General features: G+C 34.9%; 16 protein-coding genes. 9 read left to right on the forward strand and 7 right to left on the reverse strand.

Going from position 1 to position 20,858, the window contains the following annotated elements:
- Nucleotides 1–38 precede the first annotated feature (38 nt).
- A complete protein-coding gene (locus tag M4I44_RS13365; protein WP_249964989.1) occupies nucleotides 39–428 on the reverse strand; it encodes a DUF1398 domain-containing protein in 390 nt (129 codons plus the stop codon).
- Between the two features lie 340 nt (nucleotides 429–768).
- Between M4I44_RS13365 and M4I44_RS13370 the strand changes: the two genes are divergently transcribed.
- Complete coding sequence (locus M4I44_RS13370; RefSeq protein WP_249964990.1) at nucleotides 769–1,461, forward strand: hypothetical protein; 693 nt, start codon at nucleotides 769–771, stop codon at nucleotides 1,459–1,461.
- 42 nt (nucleotides 1,462–1,503) lie between these two features.
- On the opposite strand, the gene M4I44_RS13375 is transcribed toward M4I44_RS13370, so the two are convergent.
- From M4I44_RS13375 to M4I44_RS13395, 5 genes are all read right to left on the reverse strand, one after another.
- Nucleotides 1,504–2,340 carry a mechanosensitive ion channel family protein gene (locus tag M4I44_RS13375; protein WP_017496552.1) on the reverse strand — a complete coding sequence of 279 codons (837 nt, stop codon included), beginning with the start codon at nucleotides 2,338–2,340 and terminating at the stop codon, nucleotides 1,504–1,506.
- 92 nt (nucleotides 2,341–2,432) lie between these two features.
- Nucleotides 2,433–2,870, reverse strand: coding sequence for a thioesterase family protein (locus tag M4I44_RS13380; protein WP_017496553.1), 438 nt, complete (start codon nucleotides 2,868–2,870; stop codon nucleotides 2,433–2,435).
- Between the two features lie 84 nt (nucleotides 2,871–2,954).
- Nucleotides 2,955–3,440 (reverse strand): peptide-methionine (S)-S-oxide reductase, encoded by a 486-nt coding sequence (locus M4I44_RS13385; RefSeq protein ID WP_249964991.1) that lies wholly within the window; start codon nucleotides 3,438–3,440, stop codon nucleotides 2,955–2,957.
- 106 nt (nucleotides 3,441–3,546) lie between these two features.
- The gene (msrA, locus tag M4I44_RS13390; protein ID WP_249964992.1) at nucleotides 3,547–4,041 is read right to left on the reverse strand and encodes a peptide-methionine (S)-S-oxide reductase MsrA; all 495 of its coding nucleotides are present in this window, start codon (nucleotides 4,039–4,041) and stop codon (nucleotides 3,547–3,549) included.
- 191 nt (nucleotides 4,042–4,232) lie between these two features.
- Entirely contained in the window at nucleotides 4,233–4,631 is a 399-nt protein-coding gene (locus tag M4I44_RS13395) for an NUDIX domain-containing protein (protein WP_249964993.1), read from the reverse strand.
- 408 nt (nucleotides 4,632–5,039) lie between these two features.
- On the opposite strand from M4I44_RS13395, the gene dnaK reads away from it, so the two are divergent.
- Nucleotides 5,040–6,923 carry a molecular chaperone DnaK gene (gene dnaK, locus M4I44_RS13400; protein WP_017496558.1) on the forward strand — a complete coding sequence of 628 codons (1,884 nt, stop codon included), beginning with the start codon at nucleotides 5,040–5,042 and terminating at the stop codon, nucleotides 6,921–6,923.
- A gap of 271 nt (nucleotides 6,924–7,194) precedes the next feature.
- Nucleotides 7,195–7,749, forward strand: coding sequence for a DUF6252 family protein (locus tag M4I44_RS13405; protein ID WP_249964994.1), 555 nt, complete (start codon nucleotides 7,195–7,197; stop codon nucleotides 7,747–7,749).
- A gap of 135 nt (nucleotides 7,750–7,884) precedes the next feature.
- On the opposite strand, the gene M4I44_RS13410 is transcribed toward M4I44_RS13405, so the two are convergent.
- A complete protein-coding gene (locus M4I44_RS13410) occupies nucleotides 7,885–8,487 on the reverse strand; it encodes a hypothetical protein (protein ID WP_249964995.1) in 603 nt (200 codons plus the stop codon).
- 185 nt (nucleotides 8,488–8,672) lie between these two features.
- On the opposite strand from M4I44_RS13410, the gene corA reads away from it, so the two are divergent.
- The 6 genes from corA (at nucleotide 8,673) to M4I44_RS13440 (ending at nucleotide 20,789) form a co-directional block, all read left to right on the forward strand.
- Complete coding sequence (gene corA, locus M4I44_RS13415; protein ID WP_249964996.1) at nucleotides 8,673–9,746, forward strand: magnesium/cobalt transporter CorA; 1,074 nt, start codon at nucleotides 8,673–8,675, stop codon at nucleotides 9,744–9,746.
- Between the two features lie 60 nt (nucleotides 9,747–9,806).
- Entirely contained in the window at nucleotides 9,807–11,900 is a 2,094-nt protein-coding gene (pta, locus tag M4I44_RS13420) for a phosphate acetyltransferase (RefSeq protein WP_249964997.1), read from the forward strand.
- A gap of 140 nt (nucleotides 11,901–12,040) precedes the next feature.
- Nucleotides 12,041–13,225: an acetate/propionate family kinase gene (locus tag M4I44_RS13425; protein WP_249964998.1), complete on the forward strand. Its 1,185-nt coding sequence runs from the start codon at nucleotides 12,041–12,043 to the stop codon at nucleotides 13,223–13,225.
- 101 nt (nucleotides 13,226–13,326) lie between these two features.
- Nucleotides 13,327–16,071, forward strand: coding sequence for a LuxR C-terminal-related transcriptional regulator (locus M4I44_RS13430; protein ID WP_026109995.1), 2,745 nt, complete (start codon nucleotides 13,327–13,329; stop codon nucleotides 16,069–16,071).
- Nucleotides 16,072–16,315: 244 nt separating this feature from the next.
- The gene (locus tag M4I44_RS13435; RefSeq protein WP_249964999.1) at nucleotides 16,316–19,321 is read left to right on the forward strand and encodes a SusC/RagA family TonB-linked outer membrane protein; all 3,006 of its coding nucleotides are present in this window, start codon (nucleotides 16,316–16,318) and stop codon (nucleotides 19,319–19,321) included.
- Between the two features lie 4 nt (nucleotides 19,322–19,325).
- Nucleotides 19,326–20,789 (forward strand): RagB/SusD family nutrient uptake outer membrane protein, encoded by a 1,464-nt coding sequence (locus tag M4I44_RS13440; protein WP_249965000.1) that lies wholly within the window; start codon nucleotides 19,326–19,328, stop codon nucleotides 20,787–20,789.
- Nucleotides 20,790–20,858: the final 69 nt, after the last annotated feature.

Raw genomic sequence — 20,858 nt, forward strand, 5'->3', positions numbered from 1 at the left:
AGGATTCTTTGGATCGTTTTATTTTTAGAGTTAAAAGGTTAACCTGGAATTTTCTCGATTAGGATTTCATTTTCGTCTGTGTCAAAATAAGTACAAGTCATTTCTATAATATCGACTCTCCATTTGGCTATTCCACATTGCGCAGCGTGACGACAAAAAGTAAGGTAATCGGTCTGACCATCCTGATGCATCACTAAAAATTCGATAAAACGTTCTTTGTTCGGAACCGATTCTACTTTTATTTCGTCGTATTTTTCGTCAGCCGTTACATGATAATTGTTTACTCCGTAGTATTCCACATGTCCGTCATGCACGAAAGTATCATAGCCTTTTACGCCTAAAATGATTAAGTCCTGAATATAATTAGGGAAGTCAGCACCGGTTTGTACTTTGGCATGTGCTTCTTTGATTTGCTCTATTGTAAACATATATCTTAATTTTAAATGATGTGAATTAGAAAGAATAATTATATTAATTTTTTAGGTGTTTCCTTGAGACGTGTATTAAGCAATCTCTGTTTTCTTTTTCAGAAACATATAAAAAATGTAGTTAAAAAGGGCTTGGTTATTAATTCAAAAATACAATTTATGATTTTAAAATGGAATTGAAAATGCAATAAATAATAAAATTAACAAGAGGGAGAGTTCTTGTGTATTTTCCGAATATGGTATTTTAACGAGTATTTTTGTCGTTTTAAAGATTTTTTTTCAATGTGTTGTTTTTTGTAAGTAATTTAGCTCAAAATTATTTGTATCAAAATTAAACATCATGAAAAGAATATTATTTTTGTTTTTAATTTCTTGCCCCGTATTTGCGCAGGAGATGAATACATTTGATTTTGCTGTGATAAATTCGACTGTGATTTCGCCAAATATTGATCTGGACAAGGGGAGAAGTGTCGTTGCGGGAAATAAAAATCAGTATTCTGCTTATTTTCAGTATGCGCTTACCATGTGTGAGGATGATATTATTTTTGGGGCGGGTATTAATAAATCTGAATTAGATCGAACCTACGTTGGTTATATTGGTAAGATGTGTGATAAGTTTCGTGCAACAATCTCTGTCGGTTATGTAGAATCCCGAAGCGGATATGACGGAACCTTTACAGGTTTTAGTGTATCCTGGCATTTTGCTGAGAATACTTTCATTGGAGGAAGTCTGGCAAATCTGCATTCCTCCAGCATTCATAATGGTAGTGATGAAGGGTTTGACTATTATAAAAAACTGGCTCCAAAAGTCTTTGCGAGTTATGAAATTATTCCCAATCTCATTGTTTTCGGGCAATTAAACAGCAGGGTCAATGACATTGCACTGAAGTATCAGAATACTCGTTTTTCGGCAGGAGGATTTTATTCCGGCCATGGAGAAGAGGGAATTTTCGGAACGGTTAACGTGGGACGCTTTGCGGTTTCCTGTAGTACTACTTTTGATAAAGTTAATTTTGGGCTGAAGTTTCAATAAAAAAGTTCTGAATTGCAGCATGAAATAATCTGGAAAGTGAAACTACTTTTTGAGTGTTATTACTTGCTGTGGATAAGGAATATCAATATTATTTTCATCAAAACGTTTTTTAATGCTTTGGAGCAAATCACAATAGAGGATAAAACCATCTGTAGAGTTTTTTGCCCATGCCCATGCTTTTAAGGTTACGCTTGAGTCTGCCAGTGCTACTACACGGGCTACAACCAGAGGTGTGTTTTGTTTTTTGCTTTCGGCAGTTCGGGTATCGATAAAAAACGGATGTTTGGCAATTTCGTCCTGCATGATTTCTAAGGCCTTTTCAATATCGGACTGGTAACCAATGCCGATTTCGATGATTTTACAACATTTGCTATCATGCATGTTGGTGTTGACAATAATCTGGGCGCTGATTACTGAATTTGGAATGATAATCCGGTTGTTTTCGGCATCTTTCAGAACCACTTGTCTTAGATTGATATCTTCTACAGTACCCACAAAATTGTTGATGGTAATTTTATCGTTGATGCGAAAAGGTTTAAAAACAACAAGGAATATTCCGCTTACAATATTGCTTAAGGCTTGTTGCGAAGCCAGACCGGCAACAATTGAGATTACTCCGGCTCCTGCCAGAACGGAGTGACCTATTATTTTAAATTCGGGAATCTGAATTAACGCAAAGGCAAACCCTAAAATATAAATTACAGTAATGATCAGGTGCTTCAGGAACTTAAAGCCGGTAGCATCATATTCTTTATTGGCCTGTTTGCGATACAAAAAATAACGAAGTACCTTATCCGTAACCGCACCAAGAATTATTGTGACAATGGCAATAATGGCAATGAAAATCCCTATTCTAAAGTCTTTTAAGTAATCGATCATAGGTTTTAAGTTTGAAAAAAAAATCCAAAAAACGACTTTTGTTAGAATGTGCTTTTTGGATTTTTGTAATTTATATCAGATTGAATTTTACTTTAAAGTCCAACAAAATCATCACTTTTTGGGAAGATGCTTAATGCTTCGATAGCGATTTCCGGTGTTGGAGAAGCTAATTTACGAAGTTTAGTATCCATCCAGGCCCCGTCAACTGTAATAACAGCACAAAGTGTGTCGTCTTCTCTTCTAAATTCATGAATGATCGACCAGCGTGAAGCATCCGCTTTCATTTTTGAGGTTTTGGTATGAATAAATATTTTGTCGGAAAGTTTTAGTTCTTTTCTGAAAATACATTCTTCTCTAAACAAAACAGGTCCAAAACCCTGCGTTTGCATTACTCTTAAAGTTAAACCCAGTTCTTCAAGGATTTCAATACGATGCTGTGCGCCAAAATCGTAATAAGCACTGTGACGAACGTGAAAGTTTGGGTCAAGATCTGACCAGCGAAAAGAGATTTCTTTAATAAATGAAGCCATTTTGTAATTGTAATTTTAATGAAAAACCGAAATTACGAATATTTATATCTCTTTTGGAAAACTGAAGAATATTTTACTTTATTTTTAACTGCTTTTTTTATGTTTTTCAAACTCCTCTTGTAATTTTTTCAGTTTTGGAATAATAGTAGTCTGGCAGAACGGAGCTTCTTTTCGGGTTTCGTAATAGTGTAGAAATTGTTCTTCGCTGCTTTTAAAGGCAGTAAAAGGTAAGATTCTGGTAATGTGTTTTCGGTCTAATTTATGATCTAGTTTTTGGAGTATTTCTGAAATTTGGATAGCTTCATTGCTGTCGAAAAAGTAAATAGCAGATCGGTATTTTTCTCTCATACTGTGATTTGAAGTGCTGGAATGTGTAATCAAATGTGCCTCAATGAGAATTTCTAACGGGATAATACGGGAATCAAAATCAACAAGAACAGCTTCCGAAAAAGTATCGTCAGGTGCTTCAGATTTTATCCAGCCCTGCCGTACATTGGTTACTCCTTCAAAAAAATCAAAAACTGCTTCGGTACACCAATGACAGCCTCCTCCAAAACCTATCGTATTCATTTGATTACTGTCATATTAATTCCTGTCTATTAGATCTAATACTATCTCCAATAAAGTTTTGAAATTTTTATGATCTTCTTTATTGGAGATAAAAGATGGTTTGTACTTAGAGTAAGAAACTCTCTTCAAATCTTTCAAAGTGACAGGTGTAGCCATTTGGGTGTTTTTGCAGATAGTCCTGATGCTCCGGTTCGGCAGCCCAAAAAGTACTATAAGGCTCTAAAGTAGTGACTACGGTTTCTCCCCATTTTTTTGAAGTATCTACAAGATTAATGACCTCTTTGGCAATGGCCTTTTCCTCTTCGTTTTGATAAAAAATGGCAGAACGATAACTGGACCCCATATCATTGCCCTGACGATCTATCGTAGTAGGATTGTGAATGCGGTAAAAATAGTCCAGAATCTCTCTAAAGTTTGTAACTTCAGGATTATAGGTCAGTTCTATTCCCTCAGCATGGCCGGGATGATTCCTGTAAGTTGGGTTTTCGTTTTGTCCGCCAATATAACCTACTTCTGTATTTAAAATTCCCGGACGGGTTCTGAACAGTTCTTCCATTCCCCAGAAGCAGCCTCCTGCGATATATGCTTTTTTAGTTTCCATATTTTACAATTGTTATTGATGTGCTGAAATTTTAGTACTGCAATTTACTAAATATGGAAATAGTATTAATGCTAATTATTTATGTTTCAGTTTGTCAATTGTTTGTGCTTTTTTTGATGCTTTGTCGGTTCTGTTTTGGTTTTCTGAAACTGCAAAACAAAAAATTCTATTCGCCTATCTTTAATTTTTGTTTAATTGATCCATCCGTTTTCTTTCAGATGTGTGAAGATAATTTTATCAACTTCTGAAATGATGTCCAGATCTTTATAATTTAACCATTTAATTTCGGCTATTTCATTGCTTTCCTTGGGTGTTCCGGTGTAATCTGCCTTGTAGCAGGTCATTTTTACGGTAATTCCATCTGCATGTCCGTCAGATTGCGCTTTGAAAGTTCCAACATATTCGATAGATTCCGGTAGGATTTCAACGCTTAGTTCTTCCCGGATTTCCCTGATTAAAGTTTGTTCATCAGTTTCGTTAGCTTCTCTTTTTCCGCCCGGAATATAATATTTGTTTTTTCCTCTTGATTTAGTGCTTAGAATTTGACCATTTTCGACTTTTATTAATGCGATTTTATCAATTTCGATCATCAGTTTGTTTTTTTATAATTTGTTAATGTTGCTTATTATTAATTTCTTCTTTTAAGATGCTATCTTTAAAGCTTAAAAATCAATAAAAAAAAGAAAGTTGAATTTTGTTTGGTTAAAACGGGACTCTATTATTTTTCAAATGTAGCATGTTTTGCAGTAAATAATAGACTTGACGGGGCTTTTTATACTGTTGTTTTATGACTTAATGAATGATCAATTCCGTTAATAATGACATGCAAAAAACTATTGTGCCACGTATGTCAGGTGTTAAAAATGTCATGTTGTCAGATGATTATTGTCGTGCCAATAGTAAAACTGACAATTTACTTTGGTTTTTTATATTGGCACAAAGATTGACTTATGCCACCTGAGTTATAAAATGTATATCAAAAATTAAATATATAAAAAATGGGTAAAATAATCGGAATTGACTTAGGTACGACGAACTCTTGTGTTTCTGTAATGGAAGGTAACGAAGCAGTTGTTATCCCTAACGCAGAAGGAAAAAGAACTACACCATCTATCATCGCTTTTGTTGAAGGTGGAGAAATTAAAGTAGGTGATCCTGCAAAAAGACAAGCAGTAACGAATCCTACAAAAACGATTGCTTCTATTAAACGTTTTATGGGACACACTTTTGCTGAAACTCAAGAAGAGGCAAAAAGAGTTCCTTACAGTGTTGTAAAAGGTGACAACAATACTCCACGTGTGGATATTGACGGTCGTTTATACACTGCTCAGGAGTTGTCTGCAATGACACTTCAAAAAATGAAAAAAACTGCTGAAGACTATTTAGGTCAAACTGTAACTGAAGCGGTTATTACTGTTCCTGCTTACTTTAACGATGCACAACGTCAAGCTACTAAAGAAGCTGGTGAAATCGCTGGTCTTAAAGTTATGCGTATCATCAATGAGCCAACTGCTGCTGCACTTGCTTACGGATTAGATAAAAAAGGAACTGATCAAAAAATTGCTGTTTACGATTTAGGTGGAGGTACTTTTGATATCTCTGTTCTTGAATTAGGAGACGGTGTATTTGAAGTATTATCTACAAATGGTGATACTCACTTAGGTGGTGATGATTTTGACCAGGTTATTATTGACTGGTTAGCTGACGAATTCAAATCTGAAGAAGGAATTGATTTACGTTTAGACCCAATGTCATTACAACGTTTGAAAGAAGCTGCTGAGAAAGCTAAGATTGAATTATCATCTTCTGCTGAAACTGAAATCAACTTGCCATACGTAACGGCTACTGCTTCAGGACCAAAACACTTAGTGAAAAAATTATCAAGAGCTAAATTTGAGCAATTATCTGATACTTTAGTAAAACGTTCTATGGAGCCAGTTGCTAAAGCATTAAAAGATGCAGGTTTATCTACATCTGATATCGACGAAGTAATCCTTGTTGGAGGTTCTACTCGTATGCCAAGAATTGCTGACGAAGTAGAGAAATTCTTCGGTAAAAAAGCTTCTAAAGGTGTTAACCCTGATGAGGTTGTTGCTATTGGAGCAGCTATTCAAGGTGGAGTTTTATCTGGAGATGTAAAAGATGTATTGTTACTTGACGTAACTCCTCTTTCTTTAGGTATCGAAACTATGGGTGGTGTATTGACTAAATTAATCGAGTCTAACACAACTATTCCAACTAAAAAATCTCAAGTATTCTCTACTGCTGCTGATTCTCAACCATCTGTTGAAATCCATGTATTACAAGGAGAAAGAGCTATGGCAGCTGATAACAAAACTATCGGTCGTTTCCACTTAGATGGTATTCCACCAGCACCAAGAGGAGTTCCTCAAATCGAAGTAACTTTCGATATCGATGCTAATGGTATCATCAAAGTTTCTGCAACTGATAAAGGAACTGGAAAATCTCACGATATCCGTATCGAAGCTTCTTCTGGTTTAACAGCTGAAGAAATTGAAAAAATGAAAAAAGATGCTGAAGCTAACGCTGATGCTGACAAAATTGCAAAAGAAAGAGCTGAGAAATTGAACGAAGCTGACAGTACTATCTTCCAAACTGAATCTCAATTGAAAGAGTTAGGAGATAAATTGACAGACGATCAAAAAACAGCTATCGAATATGCTTTAACTGAATTGAGAATGGCGCACCAATCTCAAGATCTTGATGCAATCCAAAAAGGATTAGACAATGTTAATGCAGCTTGGAAAACAGCTACAGAAGCAATGTACGCTCAAGGTGGTGAAGGACAACAAGCAGCTCCACAACAAGAGCAGTCTCAAGGAGATAACGTTGAAGACGTTGAATTCGAAGAAGTAAAATAATTCTTCTTTAAACAATAATGAAAACCGGGTCAGAAATGATCCGGTTTTTTTATTTAAACCCGACAGGTTTCAAAAACCTGTCGGGTTTGTTTTGTGGATTATATTAGGAAAATAAAGTTTCGAATTTCTTGTATTGAATATTTAAACCGGACAAGTTTTTAAAACCTGCCCAGTTTGCCGGAATTATTTGTTGCGAATGTGGTTTTACGTAAGTTTATTAGGGTTTTTAGCCTTTATTTTGAAAAAAAAATAATTTAAACGAACTCTCAACATGAAGAAAATTTTAAGCATTGGATTATTGACGTTATCAGTCTTGTTAACAGCTTGCAGTAGTGATGAAAATGATAAGAAGGATAATGGTAACTCTGCTTCAGCTACCATAAATGGTACAGCATGGAATGCAACCAAAATTAACAGTGTAACATTAATCAAAGTAAAAAGCGAAAAACAGCAACGTTTTGATATTAATATTCAGGACAATGCCCAAATGTTATCGCTAGCCTGTGTAAGCGAACTGACAACTGCTGATGCTATGCCAATAAAAGCTTATAACTTTGATGAAAATGCAGAAGATGAGGATAATATGAATGCTTTATTCATAAATACTTATTTAATTGATGGAAGTACTTTTACAGAACATTTTGTTCAGACTGGAAAGTTAACCATAACTTCGATGGATCCTGCTAATAAAACGGTATCCGGAACTTTTAGCTTTACGTCTAAAAAAGTAGGTTCGCTGCAGACTAAAGTTAATACTCCTGAAATTTTTGAAGTAAAAAACGGAACTTTTACAAACTTGTCTTATACTGTCATAACACAACCATAATTAGAATACTTTGTTTTGAAAAAAACCGAGCCAGAAATGACTCGGTTTTTTTATGGTTAGTGTTTAATTGTGTTGTATTTTTAATTTAAACCGGACAGGTTTTTAAAACCTGTCCGGTTTGTTTATAGTATTACATTATGAATTAAGGAAATCTTCCAATGAAGTAAAATTTTCTTTTTGTTGATGTGAACTTTTTAAGCCTTCAATATCCTGAAACAATGAAATTACTTTTTCACGTTTTAGTTTTGTAGGTTTTTCAGAGATACAGGTTTGATAGGAACTCCAGGGGTATTCAATCGGGTGTTGGCAGAAGCCATGATTTACAGGGTTGTAATGGATGTATTTTATAACAGTTTGTAAGTAAGTTTCGTTATCAATTAGTTTTCGCTTAAAAGCTCGTTCAAATAACGCACCATGTCTATTATATCCTTTATTGATTGCTTTTGTATAGGCATTAAACAAGTTTCCAAAGGATTGATGAGGGGCTATAATTCTTTTAATTTCGTAATCTTCGTGAGTATGAAGGATTTCTTCAAATGTTTTAATTCTAACCAATAAATGAAAATGATTTTTAAGCAGGCACCATGCAAAAGTTTCTGCGATTGGTTCAATATGTTTATTGTACAAATTGAGAAAATGCACATGATTTCTACTTTCTTTAAAAATATTTTCGCTGTTTATTCCTCTATTGTAAATATGATAGTATTTTCCAAATTCTAAAGGTTCTGTAATTTGCATGTTTATGTGTTATTTGCCAATTGTTTACGTTATCTAAGCCGGACAGGTTTTTGAAACCTGTCCGGTTAAATTATTTAAAGTAGTAAAAATAGTACAATTTATAATGATGTAAGCTTAGCAAAATGACAATTGTCATTTTCCATTCGGAAACTTTTTTGTAATATTACTTTGTAAATCATTTTTGAATGAGAAAGATAAAATACAAGAAAGGCAGAAAGTTGCAGCATACAAGTCTGGAGTACACGGGCACACATAAAAGTCATGAAACAGAAATGCAGCTTTTTGTTTATAATGATACTGATATTGTTGAATATGAGAAATTTACGGTTTTGGCCATAAATTCATGTTTTGATTATACTAAAAATAATTGGCTGAATATTCACGGATTAAATGATATTGATCTTATTAAAACAATCGGAGATCATTTTAAAGTAGATGATTTCTTACTGGCTGATATTTTAAATACAACCAAAAGAACCAAGTTGGAAGAACAAAAGGATATTTTATTTTTCAATATAAAATCGTTGTTGCCTTCAGAGTATTCAGACGGTCTTAAGGTCGAGCAGCTCAGTTTTATTTTAAAAGACGGAATACTGATTTCTTTTCAGGAAAAAAGAAGTGATTTCTTTACACACATACGTGAACGCCTGCGAACCCATGCCGGAATCGTAAGAACAAAAAAGGTCGATTATCTGCTTTATTTGTTGCTGGATGCCGTAATGGAAAACTTTTATATTACGATTGAAGATGAAGAAGATAATATCGAAGAACTTATAGATTTAACCAAAAAAGGAGCAGATCCGGTTATTCTGGAAAAAATTGAAAATCATCGCGACAATTTTAATTTTTTAAAACGTTCTATCACTCCGCTTCGTGATTCACTTTATTATCTGAAAACCATTAAAGATGATGATGAAAACAATGGTCTTATTCAGAAAGAAACATTTAATTTTTTCATTAGACTGCATCAGAAAAGTTTAGAACTTCTGGAGCAGATTGAGTCTGATATGAGTTCTTTGGAAAGTGCTTCCAATTTCTATTTTTCGGAACAAAGCCGAAAAATGAATGAGATTATGAAAACCCTGACCATCATTTCAGCCATATTTATTCCGCTTACCTTTATTGTTGGGGTATACGGGATGAATTTTGAATATATGCCGGAATTAAAGGAGAGAAACGGCTATTTCATTGTGATGACCAGCATGTTTTTATTGGTCATAGCCTTAATTATTTATTTCAAAAAAAGACGTTGGTTTTAACGTTTATTTATCGTTAAAAAATAGATTATATACGACATTTGTTGAGTTAATACATAAATTATGAGTAAAGCAATATATATAGCTACGAGTGATCAAAACAGCGGAAAATCAATTGTGACACTTGGTTTGATGAGTATTTTGATTGGTAAAACGGCTAAAGTGGGTTATTTCAGGCCTATCGTGGAAGATTTTGTAGATGGCGAGTTAGACAATCATATCGAAACAGTACTGTCACATTTTAATTTGGATATTAAATTTGAAGATGCCTTTGCGATCACCAAAAGCAAACTAATCAAGAAAAAGAATAAAGGGAAAATAGGAGAGGTTCTCGATTTGATTATCGAGAAATATAAGAAACTTGAAGAACGTTTTGACTTTGTTCTGGTAGAAGGAACAAGCTTTACCGGAGAAGGAACCTCGATCGAACTCGATTTGAATGTTTTGATCGCTAAAAATCTTGGCATTCCTACTATTATTATCGGATCAGGAGTTGGCAAAACTTTAGAAGAATTAGTAGACAGCCTGTATTTGGTTTATGATTCCTTTAAAGTGAAAGAAGTTGAGGTTTTATCGGTCATAGCCAATAAAGTACAGCCTGAAAACATCGAATTGGTGACACAAGGATTACAGAAAAGTTTGCCGGCGAATGTGCTTATTAATACCATTCCGCTGATTTCAAGTTTGAACAATCCAACGATGCAGGAAATAGTCAATCAGCTTGATGCCAAAGTACTGTTTGGAGGTGCTTATCTGAATAATGAAATCGGGCATTTTAGTGTTGGAGCAATGCAATTGCACAATTATCTGGTCCATTTGCATGATAATGCGCTAGTGATTACTCCCGGAGATCGTTCGGATATTATCCTGGGAGCCTTACAAGCCAACGAATCGGCAAATTATCCAACAATATCCGGAATTATTCTAACCGGAAATATAGTTCCTGAAGAAAGTATTTTAAAACTTATCGAAGGTCTTTCATCCATCGTACCTATTATCGCAGTTGACGGCGGAACTTATGGTATTACAAACAAAATTGGATCTATCAGATCAGAAATCTACGCCAATAATACTCATAAAATAGAAACCTCGATTAGTACTTTCGAAAAGTATGTTGCCATGGATGATTTGTCTGAAAGGCTAATCACTTTTGAAGCAGAAGGAATGACACCAAAAATGTTTCAGTACAACATGGTGAAGAGAGCCAGACAGCACCGAAAACATATTGTTTTACCGGAAGGAAACGACGAGAGAATTATCATCGCCGCTTCGAGATTGTTAGCGATGGATGTTGTCGATATTACGATCATTGGCGATAAAAAACAAATTGAAGGTAAGGTCAATGAGCTTGGAATTACATTGGATTTTTCTAAAATCAATATCATTAATCCTATTGAATCGGAGCTTTATGAAGATTATGCCAACACCTATTATGAACTTCGTAAAGCCAAGAATATCAGCATTACTACCGCAAGGGATTTAATGGAAGATGTTTCTTATTTTGGAACGATGATGGTGTATAAAGGACATGCTGACGGAATGGTTTCAGGTGCTGCTCATACCACGCAGCATACTATTTTACCCGCTTTACAATTCATTAAAACCAAGCCCAATTCATCAGTAGTTTCGTCTGTGTTTTTTATGTGTTTAGAAGACAGAGTTTCTGTTTTTGGAGACTGTGCCATTAATCCAAACCCAACAGCAGAACAATTGGCAGAAATTGCCATTTCATCGGCAGAATCAAGCTCAGCTTTTGGAATTGAGCCTAAAATAGCGATGCTTTCTTATTCTTCCGGTTCTTCCGGAAAAGGGGATGAAGTAGATAAAGTAAGAACCGCAACCGAAATCGTAAAACAAAAACGTCCTGATCTAAAAATTGAAGGACCAATTCAATACGATGCCGCCGTAGATCGTGCTGTCGGAAAAAGTAAAATGCCGGACTCCGAAGTAGCAGGGCAGGCGAGTGTGCTTATTTTTCCGGATTTAAATACAGGAAACAATACCTATAAAGCAGTTCAGCGTGAAACCGGTGCTTTGGCTATCGGCCCAATGTTACAAGGGTTAAACAAACCGGTAAACGATTTAAGCCGTGGCTGTACCGTAGATGATATCATTAACACCGTAGTAATCACTGCTATTCAGGCGCAAGGACTTTAATCAATTAAAAAACGTAAGTCAGGCTGAGCGGAGTCGAAGCCTTCTTTGTTTGCCCGGCCTTGGACTTCGCTCAGGGTGACATTAAAGCTAAAAACAGTAAAAAACTTAGAGACTCAGTCTCTTAGAATCTTAAAAAAAAAATGAAAATACTTATCATAAACTCAGGAAGTTCTTCAATCAAATATCAATTAATGGTTATGCCTACAAATGAGGTAATTTGTACCGGTATGATTGACAGAATTGGATTGGAAACTTCAAATGTAATTTTCAAAACCCCGTCAAATACCATCGAAGAAACATTGCCGATTGCAAATCATAAAGTTGGTTTACAAAAAGTGGCCAATATGCTTTTAGATGCCGAAAAGGGAGTGATTAAATCGACCTCGGAGATTGCGGCGGTGGGTCATCGCGTGGTTCACGGAGGAAGTGCCTTTAGCGATACAGTGAAAATTGATGAAGTGGTAAAATTAAAAATCAAAGAACTTTTTGAACTGGCGCCACTGCATAATCCTGCTAATTTGGAGGGTATTAATGTCGCAGAAGAAATCTTTAGTGATGCAGAGCAAATTGCAGTTTTTGATACTGCATTCCATCAAACGATGCCAGAAGTAGCTTATAAGTTTGCTATTCCAAATTATCTTTTAACAGAGCATAAAGTGCGTGTTTATGGTTTTCACGGAACCAGTCATAAATATGTTTCTGCAAAAGCAATTGATTATTTAGAAAAGAACTCTAAAATAATCACCATTCATTTGGGAAATGGTTGTAGTATGACCGCTGTTAAAGACGGGAAAAGTATCGATCATACCATGGGATTTTCTCCTTCAAATGGTCTTATCATGGGAACTCGTTCGGGAGATATTGATCAGTCGGTTATTTTTTATATGGTTAAGAATCTTGGATATTCAGCTGATGAAGTAAATTCAATTTTATTGAAACAAAGTGGTATGCTTGGACTTACAGGCTACAGCGATTTGCGCGACATTGAAGCAGAAGCGGAAAAAGGAAATAAAGATTGTATATTGGCGCTGCAAATGAATGCCTACAGGATTCAAAAAACGATTGGTTCGTACGCGGCAGCTCTAAACGGTTTGGATGCAATTATTTTCACTGCGGGAATTGGAGAGAACTCTTCTTATATGCGCAAGCTGGTTTGTACTGATATGGATTATTTTGGAATTGAACTGGACGATGAAAAGAATCAGATTCGTTCTAAAGAAATCAGAGAGATTAATGTACCAAATTCAAAAGCAAAAATTTTGGTGATCCCTACAGATGAAGAATACGAAATTGCTCATCAGGTTTATCAGCTGCTTCAAAGCTAGGATAGACTTTATATTATAAGGAAAGCTTCTCTGTTGAGGAGCTTTTTTTATGCCATCAGATTCAATATTTGTCAGTATCTTTGAAGATAAAACCGAATATTTTGAAATCGATACTTCCTAAATTTATATTCTTCTTTTTCATTGCTTTTCAAATCCAGGCACAAGAATTACTTCCATTCGTAGAAAATTATAATAAATCTGATTACCAAGGTGACAATCAAATTTGGAATGTGGTTCAGGGTAATGACGATGCCATGTATTTTGCCAATAATCACTATTTATTGCGTTATGACGGTGTCATATGGGAAAAGTATACATTACCTAATAAAACGATCATCCGTTCGATCATGATCGAAGGCGATAAGATCTATTCAGGCTCGTATAAAGAGTTTGGTTACTGGTACCGAAAAGAGGGAAAGATGCATTACGTTTCCATCACTAAAAAACTGCGTTTGTTTGACGAAAAGGACAATGAAGAGATTTGGAAAATTTTCAAGTTTAAAGGTTCTGTTTATTTCCAGTCTTTTAATGATGTTTTTATTTATGATGGAAAACACATTAAGAAAATCAAATTCCCTTTTCTAATATCCTATTGCTTTGTAGTGGATAATGATGTCTATGTTGCTTCAGTTGCAAAAGGCCTTTTCCGAATGGACGGTTCAAAAATAGCCAATCCGAAAGGTTGGAATATTTTAAAAAAGACCGTAGTTCACGCTATTGAAAAGTACAAGAACGAGACGTTTATTTTTACACAGAAGAAAGGAATTTTTATTGTAGAAAAAGGAGGTTTAAGACCCTGGAATAATCCGTTGAATGAAGTTTTAAAATCGGCAACGATTAATGTTGCTAAATTTATTAAAGGAAATAAACTGGTAGTAGGAACCGGGAACAGAGGTGTTTTTATCTACGACTTTCAAACGGATACCTATAAAAATATCAACCGGAATAATGTCTTGATGAATAATTCGGTATTAAGCATCGGTTTCGATAAAGAGAACGATTTATGGCTTGGTCTGGATAATGGTATTACGCATGTCGAAATCAACTCTCCGATTTCTTTCTTTTATGATAATTCAGGACTTCTGGGTTCTGTTTATTCTGTTGCAGCTATCGATAAGGGATATCTGATTGCTTCCAATCACGGAGTTTTCGAATTTGTTTCCGGTAAGTTTAATATGTTGCCCAATACACAGGGGCAGGCCTGGAATATTAGTAAAATTGGTACCAAGTATATTATAGGTCATAATGATGGAACTTTTTGTTACGAAAATGGTTCATTGGTTAAAATCAATAACAGAAGCGGAGGATGGAACTTGACAAAAAGCAGTATCAATAATACTTATTTTCAATCGACTTACAGCGGTGTTGTGGCTTATAATGATATTGCAGTACCTACTGAGAACAAAGTTATTAATGATCTTTCAAAACCTATCAAGTATGTTGCTCAGAATCAGAAAAATGAAATCTGGGCTGCAGATAATTACCGCGGATTGTATCGTGTATTGTACGATGATAACTATAAGACTAAAAAAGTTGAAAATATAACACAGCAGAGTAAAATTAAGAATGATTTTGGTGTAAAGATTTTTGAATTTAGAAATGAAATTCTTTTCCTAATCAATAATGTTTGGTATACCTATAATTCGATTAGCGGCAGTCTTGAAGAAAATGAGCTGTTTAATTCTAATTTTAAGAATATAAGTGATGTCGTTTCAATTGATGAAGATCATTTTGTAGTGCTTCAGAATGGAATATTGTACCATATATATGCAAAGGGCAATAAATTCATTTGGAATATCATTCAGGAGAAATATTACAAAGGTACCCTGATCAATGATAATTTGAGGATTTTTAAAACTCAGAACCACTATTTACTCAATCTTGATGATGGTTTTATATCACTTCAGCTCACTTATGAAAACAAGCAAAATGCTCATGTAAAGATAGAAGCTTTTAATGATGGAAATCTTATATCAAATGAGGATAAGATCAAATACAACACTGAGATAAGAATAAATGTAATTTCCGGAATTTACGGGGCAAGTAAGCCTAATTTGTTTTATAAAATCAATAAAAACGGCGATTTCCTGCCAATTTCAGATGGACTTATTGTATTGAATAATTTAAGTAGTGGTTCACATGCTATAGTGGTTTACAAACATGATGGTGCGAGTTACGAGGAGGTAGCAGATTTTGATTTTAAAGTGGCAGAACCTTGGTATTTTTCATTCTGGATGATTTTACTGTATCTGCTTGTAGTGGCAGCAGTTTTATTTTTCTATTACAAATGGAACAAGTTACGTTATATGCAAAAACTGAAATTGCAGGCCGAAGAGTTAAAGCATCAGCGTGAAATTCTGGAAATGGAATTAAAAGCAGAGAATGAATTGAATGTTCAGGAGTATGAAAAACACATTTTGGAACTGGAACTGCAAACAAAATCCTCAGAAGTTGCCGGAAAATCATTGTCTATTGCCAAGCAAAGTGAAATGATTGATAACATTCAGAACATTTTGAATTCTGAAAAAGACTTCAATAAACTGAAGAGTGAAATCAAAAAAGCAATTAAAATCAATGAGGTGAACAAACACGAATGGGAGATTTTTGAAACCAATCTGAATCAGATTCACAATGAATTTATCATTAACCTTTCTAAAAAGTTTCCAAACTTAACTCCTAAGGATATAAAACTGTGTGTTTACCTTAAAATGAATCTTTCTTCCAAGGAAATTGCACCTATGATGAACATCTCTTTTAGGGGCGTAGAATTGCACAGATATCGTTTAAGAAAGAAATTAGGCCTTACTCAGGATGAAAACCTCTCAAAGTTTTTATTAAGTCTGTAAGATTGAGATTATTTTTTTAAATATCTTATATTTTTCTACTTCTTTTATTGTATAATTCTAATACATCATTACTACATCATAACGTTATGTTAATAAAATAAAATTAACATTTAAAATGCTGAAATTTAAACTTTTACATTCTTATTTTAACATAATGATGTAGCTGTGTAGTAGTGGTATTTGATGTACTACAACGTTGTAATTGTTTAATTTGGCTCTACTAACTTAAACGATTACGAACTGTATGAAAAATTTTATTTTTAGCTTTTTAGCGCTTTTGCTATTGCCGGCTTATATGTCTGGACAAGCAATTAAAGGAAAAGTAGTAGACAGTAATGGAATGGGAGTTCCCGGAGCAATTATTGCTGCTTCAAACTCAAGAGTTTCTGCTGATGCTGATTTCGACGGAAATTTTGCCATAAATGCCAAAGTGGGGGAGATACTAAAGATCTCGATGTTGGGCTTTGAACCTGTTTCTGTGGCAGCAACTTCCGCACCAATGACTATTACTTTAAAAGAATCAGGTGATACTGTATTAAAAGATGTGGTTGTAATTGGATACGGAACAAGAAAGAAAATTGATAATACTTCAGCGATAAGCTCTATTAAATCTGAAGAGATTACAAAAATGAAGGTACTAAATGCTTCTCAGGCCATACAAGGTAAGGCGGCAGGGGTTCAGGTATCTGCTTCAGATGCACCGGGGAGTACACCTTCTGTAATTATTAGAGGGGCCGGTAGTGCTTTGGGAGGAAAAAATCCTTTGTATGTAGTAGATGGTATGCCAACGGAGAATATCAATAACATTAATGCAAATGATATTACATCGTATGAGATTTTAAAAGATGCTTCTTCCTTAGCTATTTATGGTACAAGGGGTGCAAATGGTGTAATTATGATCACCACGAAATCCGGAAAAGGAAAACTTACGGTAGATGTAGAAAGCTTCGCCGGAATCAGAACTCCTTTGAAAAAGGTCAGAATGGCAAATAGCGACGAATATGTTCGTTATAGTAATATTGCTTACAGTGGTGATTTTCCACAAGGAAGATTTTCTGCCAATCAGCCTTACAATACCAATTGGTTTGACGAAATTACAAGAACAGGATCTTATACGCAAAACAATATTGCCATTTCAGGGTCTTCAGATAATGTAAAGTACTTTTTTAGTGTTGGAAATTACGAAGAAAAAGGAATTCTGAACCGATCTGATTATGGTAGAACTACGATTCGAAATAATAATGAGTTTAAAATTTCGGATAAAGTTAGAGTAACTCAGAATATGAGTGTGAGTACGATAAAAAATACTCCAATGCCTTTAAGCGCTTTTACAAATGCTTACAGACAATCTCCTCTTGTTCCTGTACGTTATCCTAATGGAAAATATGGAGTGCCATTTGTTTCAAATGGAGTAGTTGCCGAAACAGGAGCCTCTTTCAATAATGTTGCGAATCCGGTGGCTCAGTTGGATTTTACAAATGAGAGACAAGAGACTGTTATTTTACAAGGAGGTTTGAAATTGGATTATGATATCTTCAAATCGTTAAAATTTACCTCTCAGTTTAATGGGGAGTTCTTTACTTACAAACAATATAATTATGTAGATAATTTAGGACTTTGGTTATCAGGAGATCCTACTCGTGTAGTATCTGCTTACGATACTAAAAGTTTAAATACAAATACTTTGACAAGAGGCAGAGATCAGTATTTTAACTGGAATTTATCTAATTACCTGACTTATAATAAAGTTTTTGCAGAAATTCATGATGTTGAAGTTACTGCCGGTATAGAGGCCAACGTACAAGGAACCAGAGAAAAATTAACGATTGACAGAAAAAATGTAAATCCAAATTCAAACTACTGGTCTTTAAAAGATATTAATGTTGCAAGTTCAGTAACAGGTTATAAAGATGAAGCTTTGAATCAGAGAAGATTAGCTTCTTATTTTGCTCGTTTTCAGTACAAATTAATGGACAGATATTTACTGACAGGTACTGTAAGACGTGACGGATCTTCTCAATTTGCTGAAGACAAACGTTGGGGAACATTTCCATCAGTTGGTTTAGGTTGGATTGTATCAAAAGAAAGTTTTTTAAGCAATATTGAAACACTTAATTTATTAAAATTAAGAGGATCATGGGGTAGATTAGGAAATCAGAACATACCGTTAAATACTCAGGTTTTTACTTCAGGAGTTGATGTGCCGGGTCTCGGCTCAGGAATAACGATCAATTCACAGATCGATCCTAATTTATCATGGGAAATTGTAGAAGAACTTTCAGGAGGATTTGATTTTGAATTGTTTGCTAACAGATTAAAAGGATCTTTTGATTTGTATGACAAAAAAACAACCAATACCATTTTAAATGTTAAACCTTATGCAACTTCAGGATACAATATTTCAACCTATTCACATATCGGAGAAGTATCAAACAAAGGGTATGAAATTGCTTTGCGTTGGGATGATAAAATAAGCGATAATTTAAGTTATTGGGTAGGGGGTAATTACTCTCACAATAAAAATGAACTTACAAGTCTGAAAAACGTTCAAATTGCTCCGACTATTGGTGGAGGTTTAGGAAATGGTCAAAATACTAAAATATTGGATAACACTTCAGTTGGACAGCCTTTAGGAAGTTTCTATATGTATGAGTTTGCTGGTATTGATGCGTCAAATGGTAAAATGTTATACTACACAGCAGCGGGTGATAAAGTAGTTCAGTCAGCATTAAACGAAAGAACCGATAAAAAGTATGTTGGAACAGTTTTACCAACTTCAACGTATGGAATTACTCTGGGAGTAAATTATAAAAACTTTGATTTTTCTGTTGATGGTTACGGAACAGGAGGAGCAAAAGTATACAATGGAAAAAAAGCACAGCGTTTTGGTGGTGAAAATATAGAAGCTTCTATGGCTCGCAATTTCTGGACACCAACTAACACAACTGCTTCAAATCCGGCGCCTTCTAATGAGATTCCTTATGCATCTACTTTCTTTTTGGAATCAGCAGATTATTTCAGAATCAACAACATTAGTTTAGGATACAAATTGCCATTAAAAGAAGATCTGTTCTTTAACTATTGCAGAATTTATGTAAACGCAATTAATCCGTTTATTACTCAAAAGTATTCAGGTTTCTCTCCTGACGTCGTTAGTGATGGTAAATTGGTTGAAGGTACTCAGGGTGTTGAGTTAGATGCTTACCCGTCATTGAGATCATTTGTTATCGGTGCTAATTTAAAATTTTAATATCATGAAAAGAATATATATATCAATGTTTGTGTTGTCCGGGTTACTTTTTACAGGATGCGCAGATGATTTTTTAGATGTAAGCCCTACAGAATCAATTCCGTCAGCAGATGTAGAGTTGGTCAATAACGACGCAGGAGCTTCAGGTTTTGTAACCGCAATTTACAATCAGTTTTTAGGCTGGGATATGTCTTCTTTTGGATGGAATGCTGTTACGAGTATCATTTCTGATGATGCTGATAAAGGTTCTGATCCTGGAGACACCGGAGCAGATAAGGACATTATTGATGCCTTAACCTATAATGCTTCGACTCCTTCATTTCAATCTACCTGGGATGCTCATTATGCGGGAATTAACAGATGTAATCAGGCTTTGGCTATTTTTCCAAAATTGGATAAGGTGACACCGGCTTTGAAAGTAAGATTAGAGGGAGAAGCTAAATTTTTCAGAGCTTTTATGTATTTCACTTTAGTAAAAGGTTACGGTGGGGTTCCAATTATTGATCATTTGCCAATTCCAGGTTCAGAAGGGGATAGAATCATGCAATTAACCCGTAAAACGCCTGCTGAAGTTTACGCATTTATCGAAAAAGATTTGAATGATGCCATTACAAATTTACCAGAGAAATCAGCTTATGCAGCAGAAGACAAAAGTCGTGTTTCTAAAGGTTCTGCTTATGCTCTGTTAGCAAAAGTAAATTTATATCAAAAAAATTGGCAAAAAGTAATCGACAATTGTGATAAAGTAACAGGATATTCTTTAGTAGCTGATTATGCGCTTCAATATAAAAAAGCAGGAGAATTTGGTCCTGAGTCCATTTTTGAAATTAATGGAATTGGTTCAACTTCAAGCCCTGGTTTTGGAATTGGAAACTACTCTGTTTCTCAGGCACCACGTGGTGCAGGAGGATGGGGTTGGGGCTTCAATACACCTACTCAGGGGTTAGCAAATGCTTATGAAGCAGGCGACGTAAGAAGAGCTGCAACGATTATTTTCAGAGGTTCCGTTTTATACGATGGAAGACCGGTACCGGCTACTGTTGCAAATCCAATGTACAATTACAAAGCGTATTCTTCAGATTTCTACAATCAGGAGTTTACAGATACTAATCTTAGATATTTAAGATATGCTGAGGTATTGTTAATGAAAGCGGAAGCTTTGAATGAATTGGGACAAACATCAGCAGCAATTCCTTTAGTGAATATGATTCGTAAAAGAGCAGGTTTAGGAGATACTCCTTTTACTTCTCAAACAGATGTTAGAAAAGCAATCTGGAAAGAAAGAAGATTAGAAATGGCTTTCGAACATGACAGATGGTTTGATCTTGTAAGAACAGGACAAGCACAGGCTGCTATGGCTGCCGACGGAAAAACATTCGTTGTTGGTAAACATGAATTATTTCCAATTCCTACTACATTCTTAAGAGAAGCGGGTGGACTTTCGCAACAAAATCCGGGAGGTTACTAAATAAACTTTTAAAATCACTTCCTTCTCCTTTTTGAAGGAAGTGGTTTTTATTCACTGATATTAAAAAAA

This window comes from Flavobacterium sp. B183, from assembly GCF_023539155.1.
GTDB lineage: Bacteria > Bacteroidota > Bacteroidia > Flavobacteriales > Flavobacteriaceae > Flavobacterium > Flavobacterium tructae.

Excerpts from the sequence above, each read along its gene's own strand:
- M4I44_RS13395 (WP_249964993.1), bottom strand. The coding sequence starts at position 4,631 with ATGATCGAAATTGATAAAATCGCATTAATAAAAGTCGAAAATGGTCAA.
- M4I44_RS13425 (WP_249964998.1), top strand. The coding sequence starts at position 12,041 with ATGAAAATACTTATCATAAACTCAGGAAGTTCTTCAATCAAATATCAA.
- M4I44_RS13440 (WP_249965000.1), top strand. The coding sequence starts at position 19,326 with ATGAAAAGAATATATATATCAATGTTTGTGTTGTCCGGGTTACTTTTT.
- corA (WP_249964996.1), top strand. The coding sequence starts at position 8,673 with ATGAGAAAGATAAAATACAAGAAAGGCAGAAAGTTGCAGCATACAAGT.
- M4I44_RS13380 (WP_017496553.1), bottom strand. The coding sequence starts at position 2,870 with ATGGCTTCATTTATTAAAGAAATCTCTTTTCGCTGGTCAGATCTTGAC.
- M4I44_RS13385 (WP_249964991.1), bottom strand. The coding sequence starts at position 3,440 with ATGAATACGATAGGTTTTGGAGGAGGCTGTCATTGGTGTACCGAAGCA.
- M4I44_RS13405 (WP_249964994.1), top strand. The coding sequence starts at position 7,195 with ATGAAGAAAATTTTAAGCATTGGATTATTGACGTTATCAGTCTTGTTA.
- M4I44_RS13365 (WP_249964989.1), bottom strand. The coding sequence starts at position 428 with ATGTTTACAATAGAGCAAATCAAAGAAGCACATGCCAAAGTACAAACC.
- pta (WP_249964997.1), top strand. The coding sequence starts at position 9,807 with ATGAGTAAAGCAATATATATAGCTACGAGTGATCAAAACAGCGGAAAA.
- M4I44_RS13435 (WP_249964999.1), top strand. The coding sequence starts at position 16,316 with ATGAAAAATTTTATTTTTAGCTTTTTAGCGCTTTTGCTATTGCCGGCT.
- M4I44_RS13370 (WP_249964990.1), top strand. The coding sequence starts at position 769 with ATGAAAAGAATATTATTTTTGTTTTTAATTTCTTGCCCCGTATTTGCG.
- M4I44_RS13410 (WP_249964995.1), bottom strand. The coding sequence starts at position 8,487 with ATGCAAATTACAGAACCTTTAGAATTTGGAAAATACTATCATATTTAC.
- M4I44_RS13375 (WP_017496552.1), bottom strand. The coding sequence starts at position 2,340 with ATGATCGATTACTTAAAAGACTTTAGAATAGGGATTTTCATTGCCATT.
- msrA (WP_249964992.1), bottom strand. The coding sequence starts at position 4,041 with ATGGAAACTAAAAAAGCATATATCGCAGGAGGCTGCTTCTGGGGAATG.
- dnaK (WP_017496558.1), top strand. The coding sequence starts at position 5,040 with ATGGGTAAAATAATCGGAATTGACTTAGGTACGACGAACTCTTGTGTT.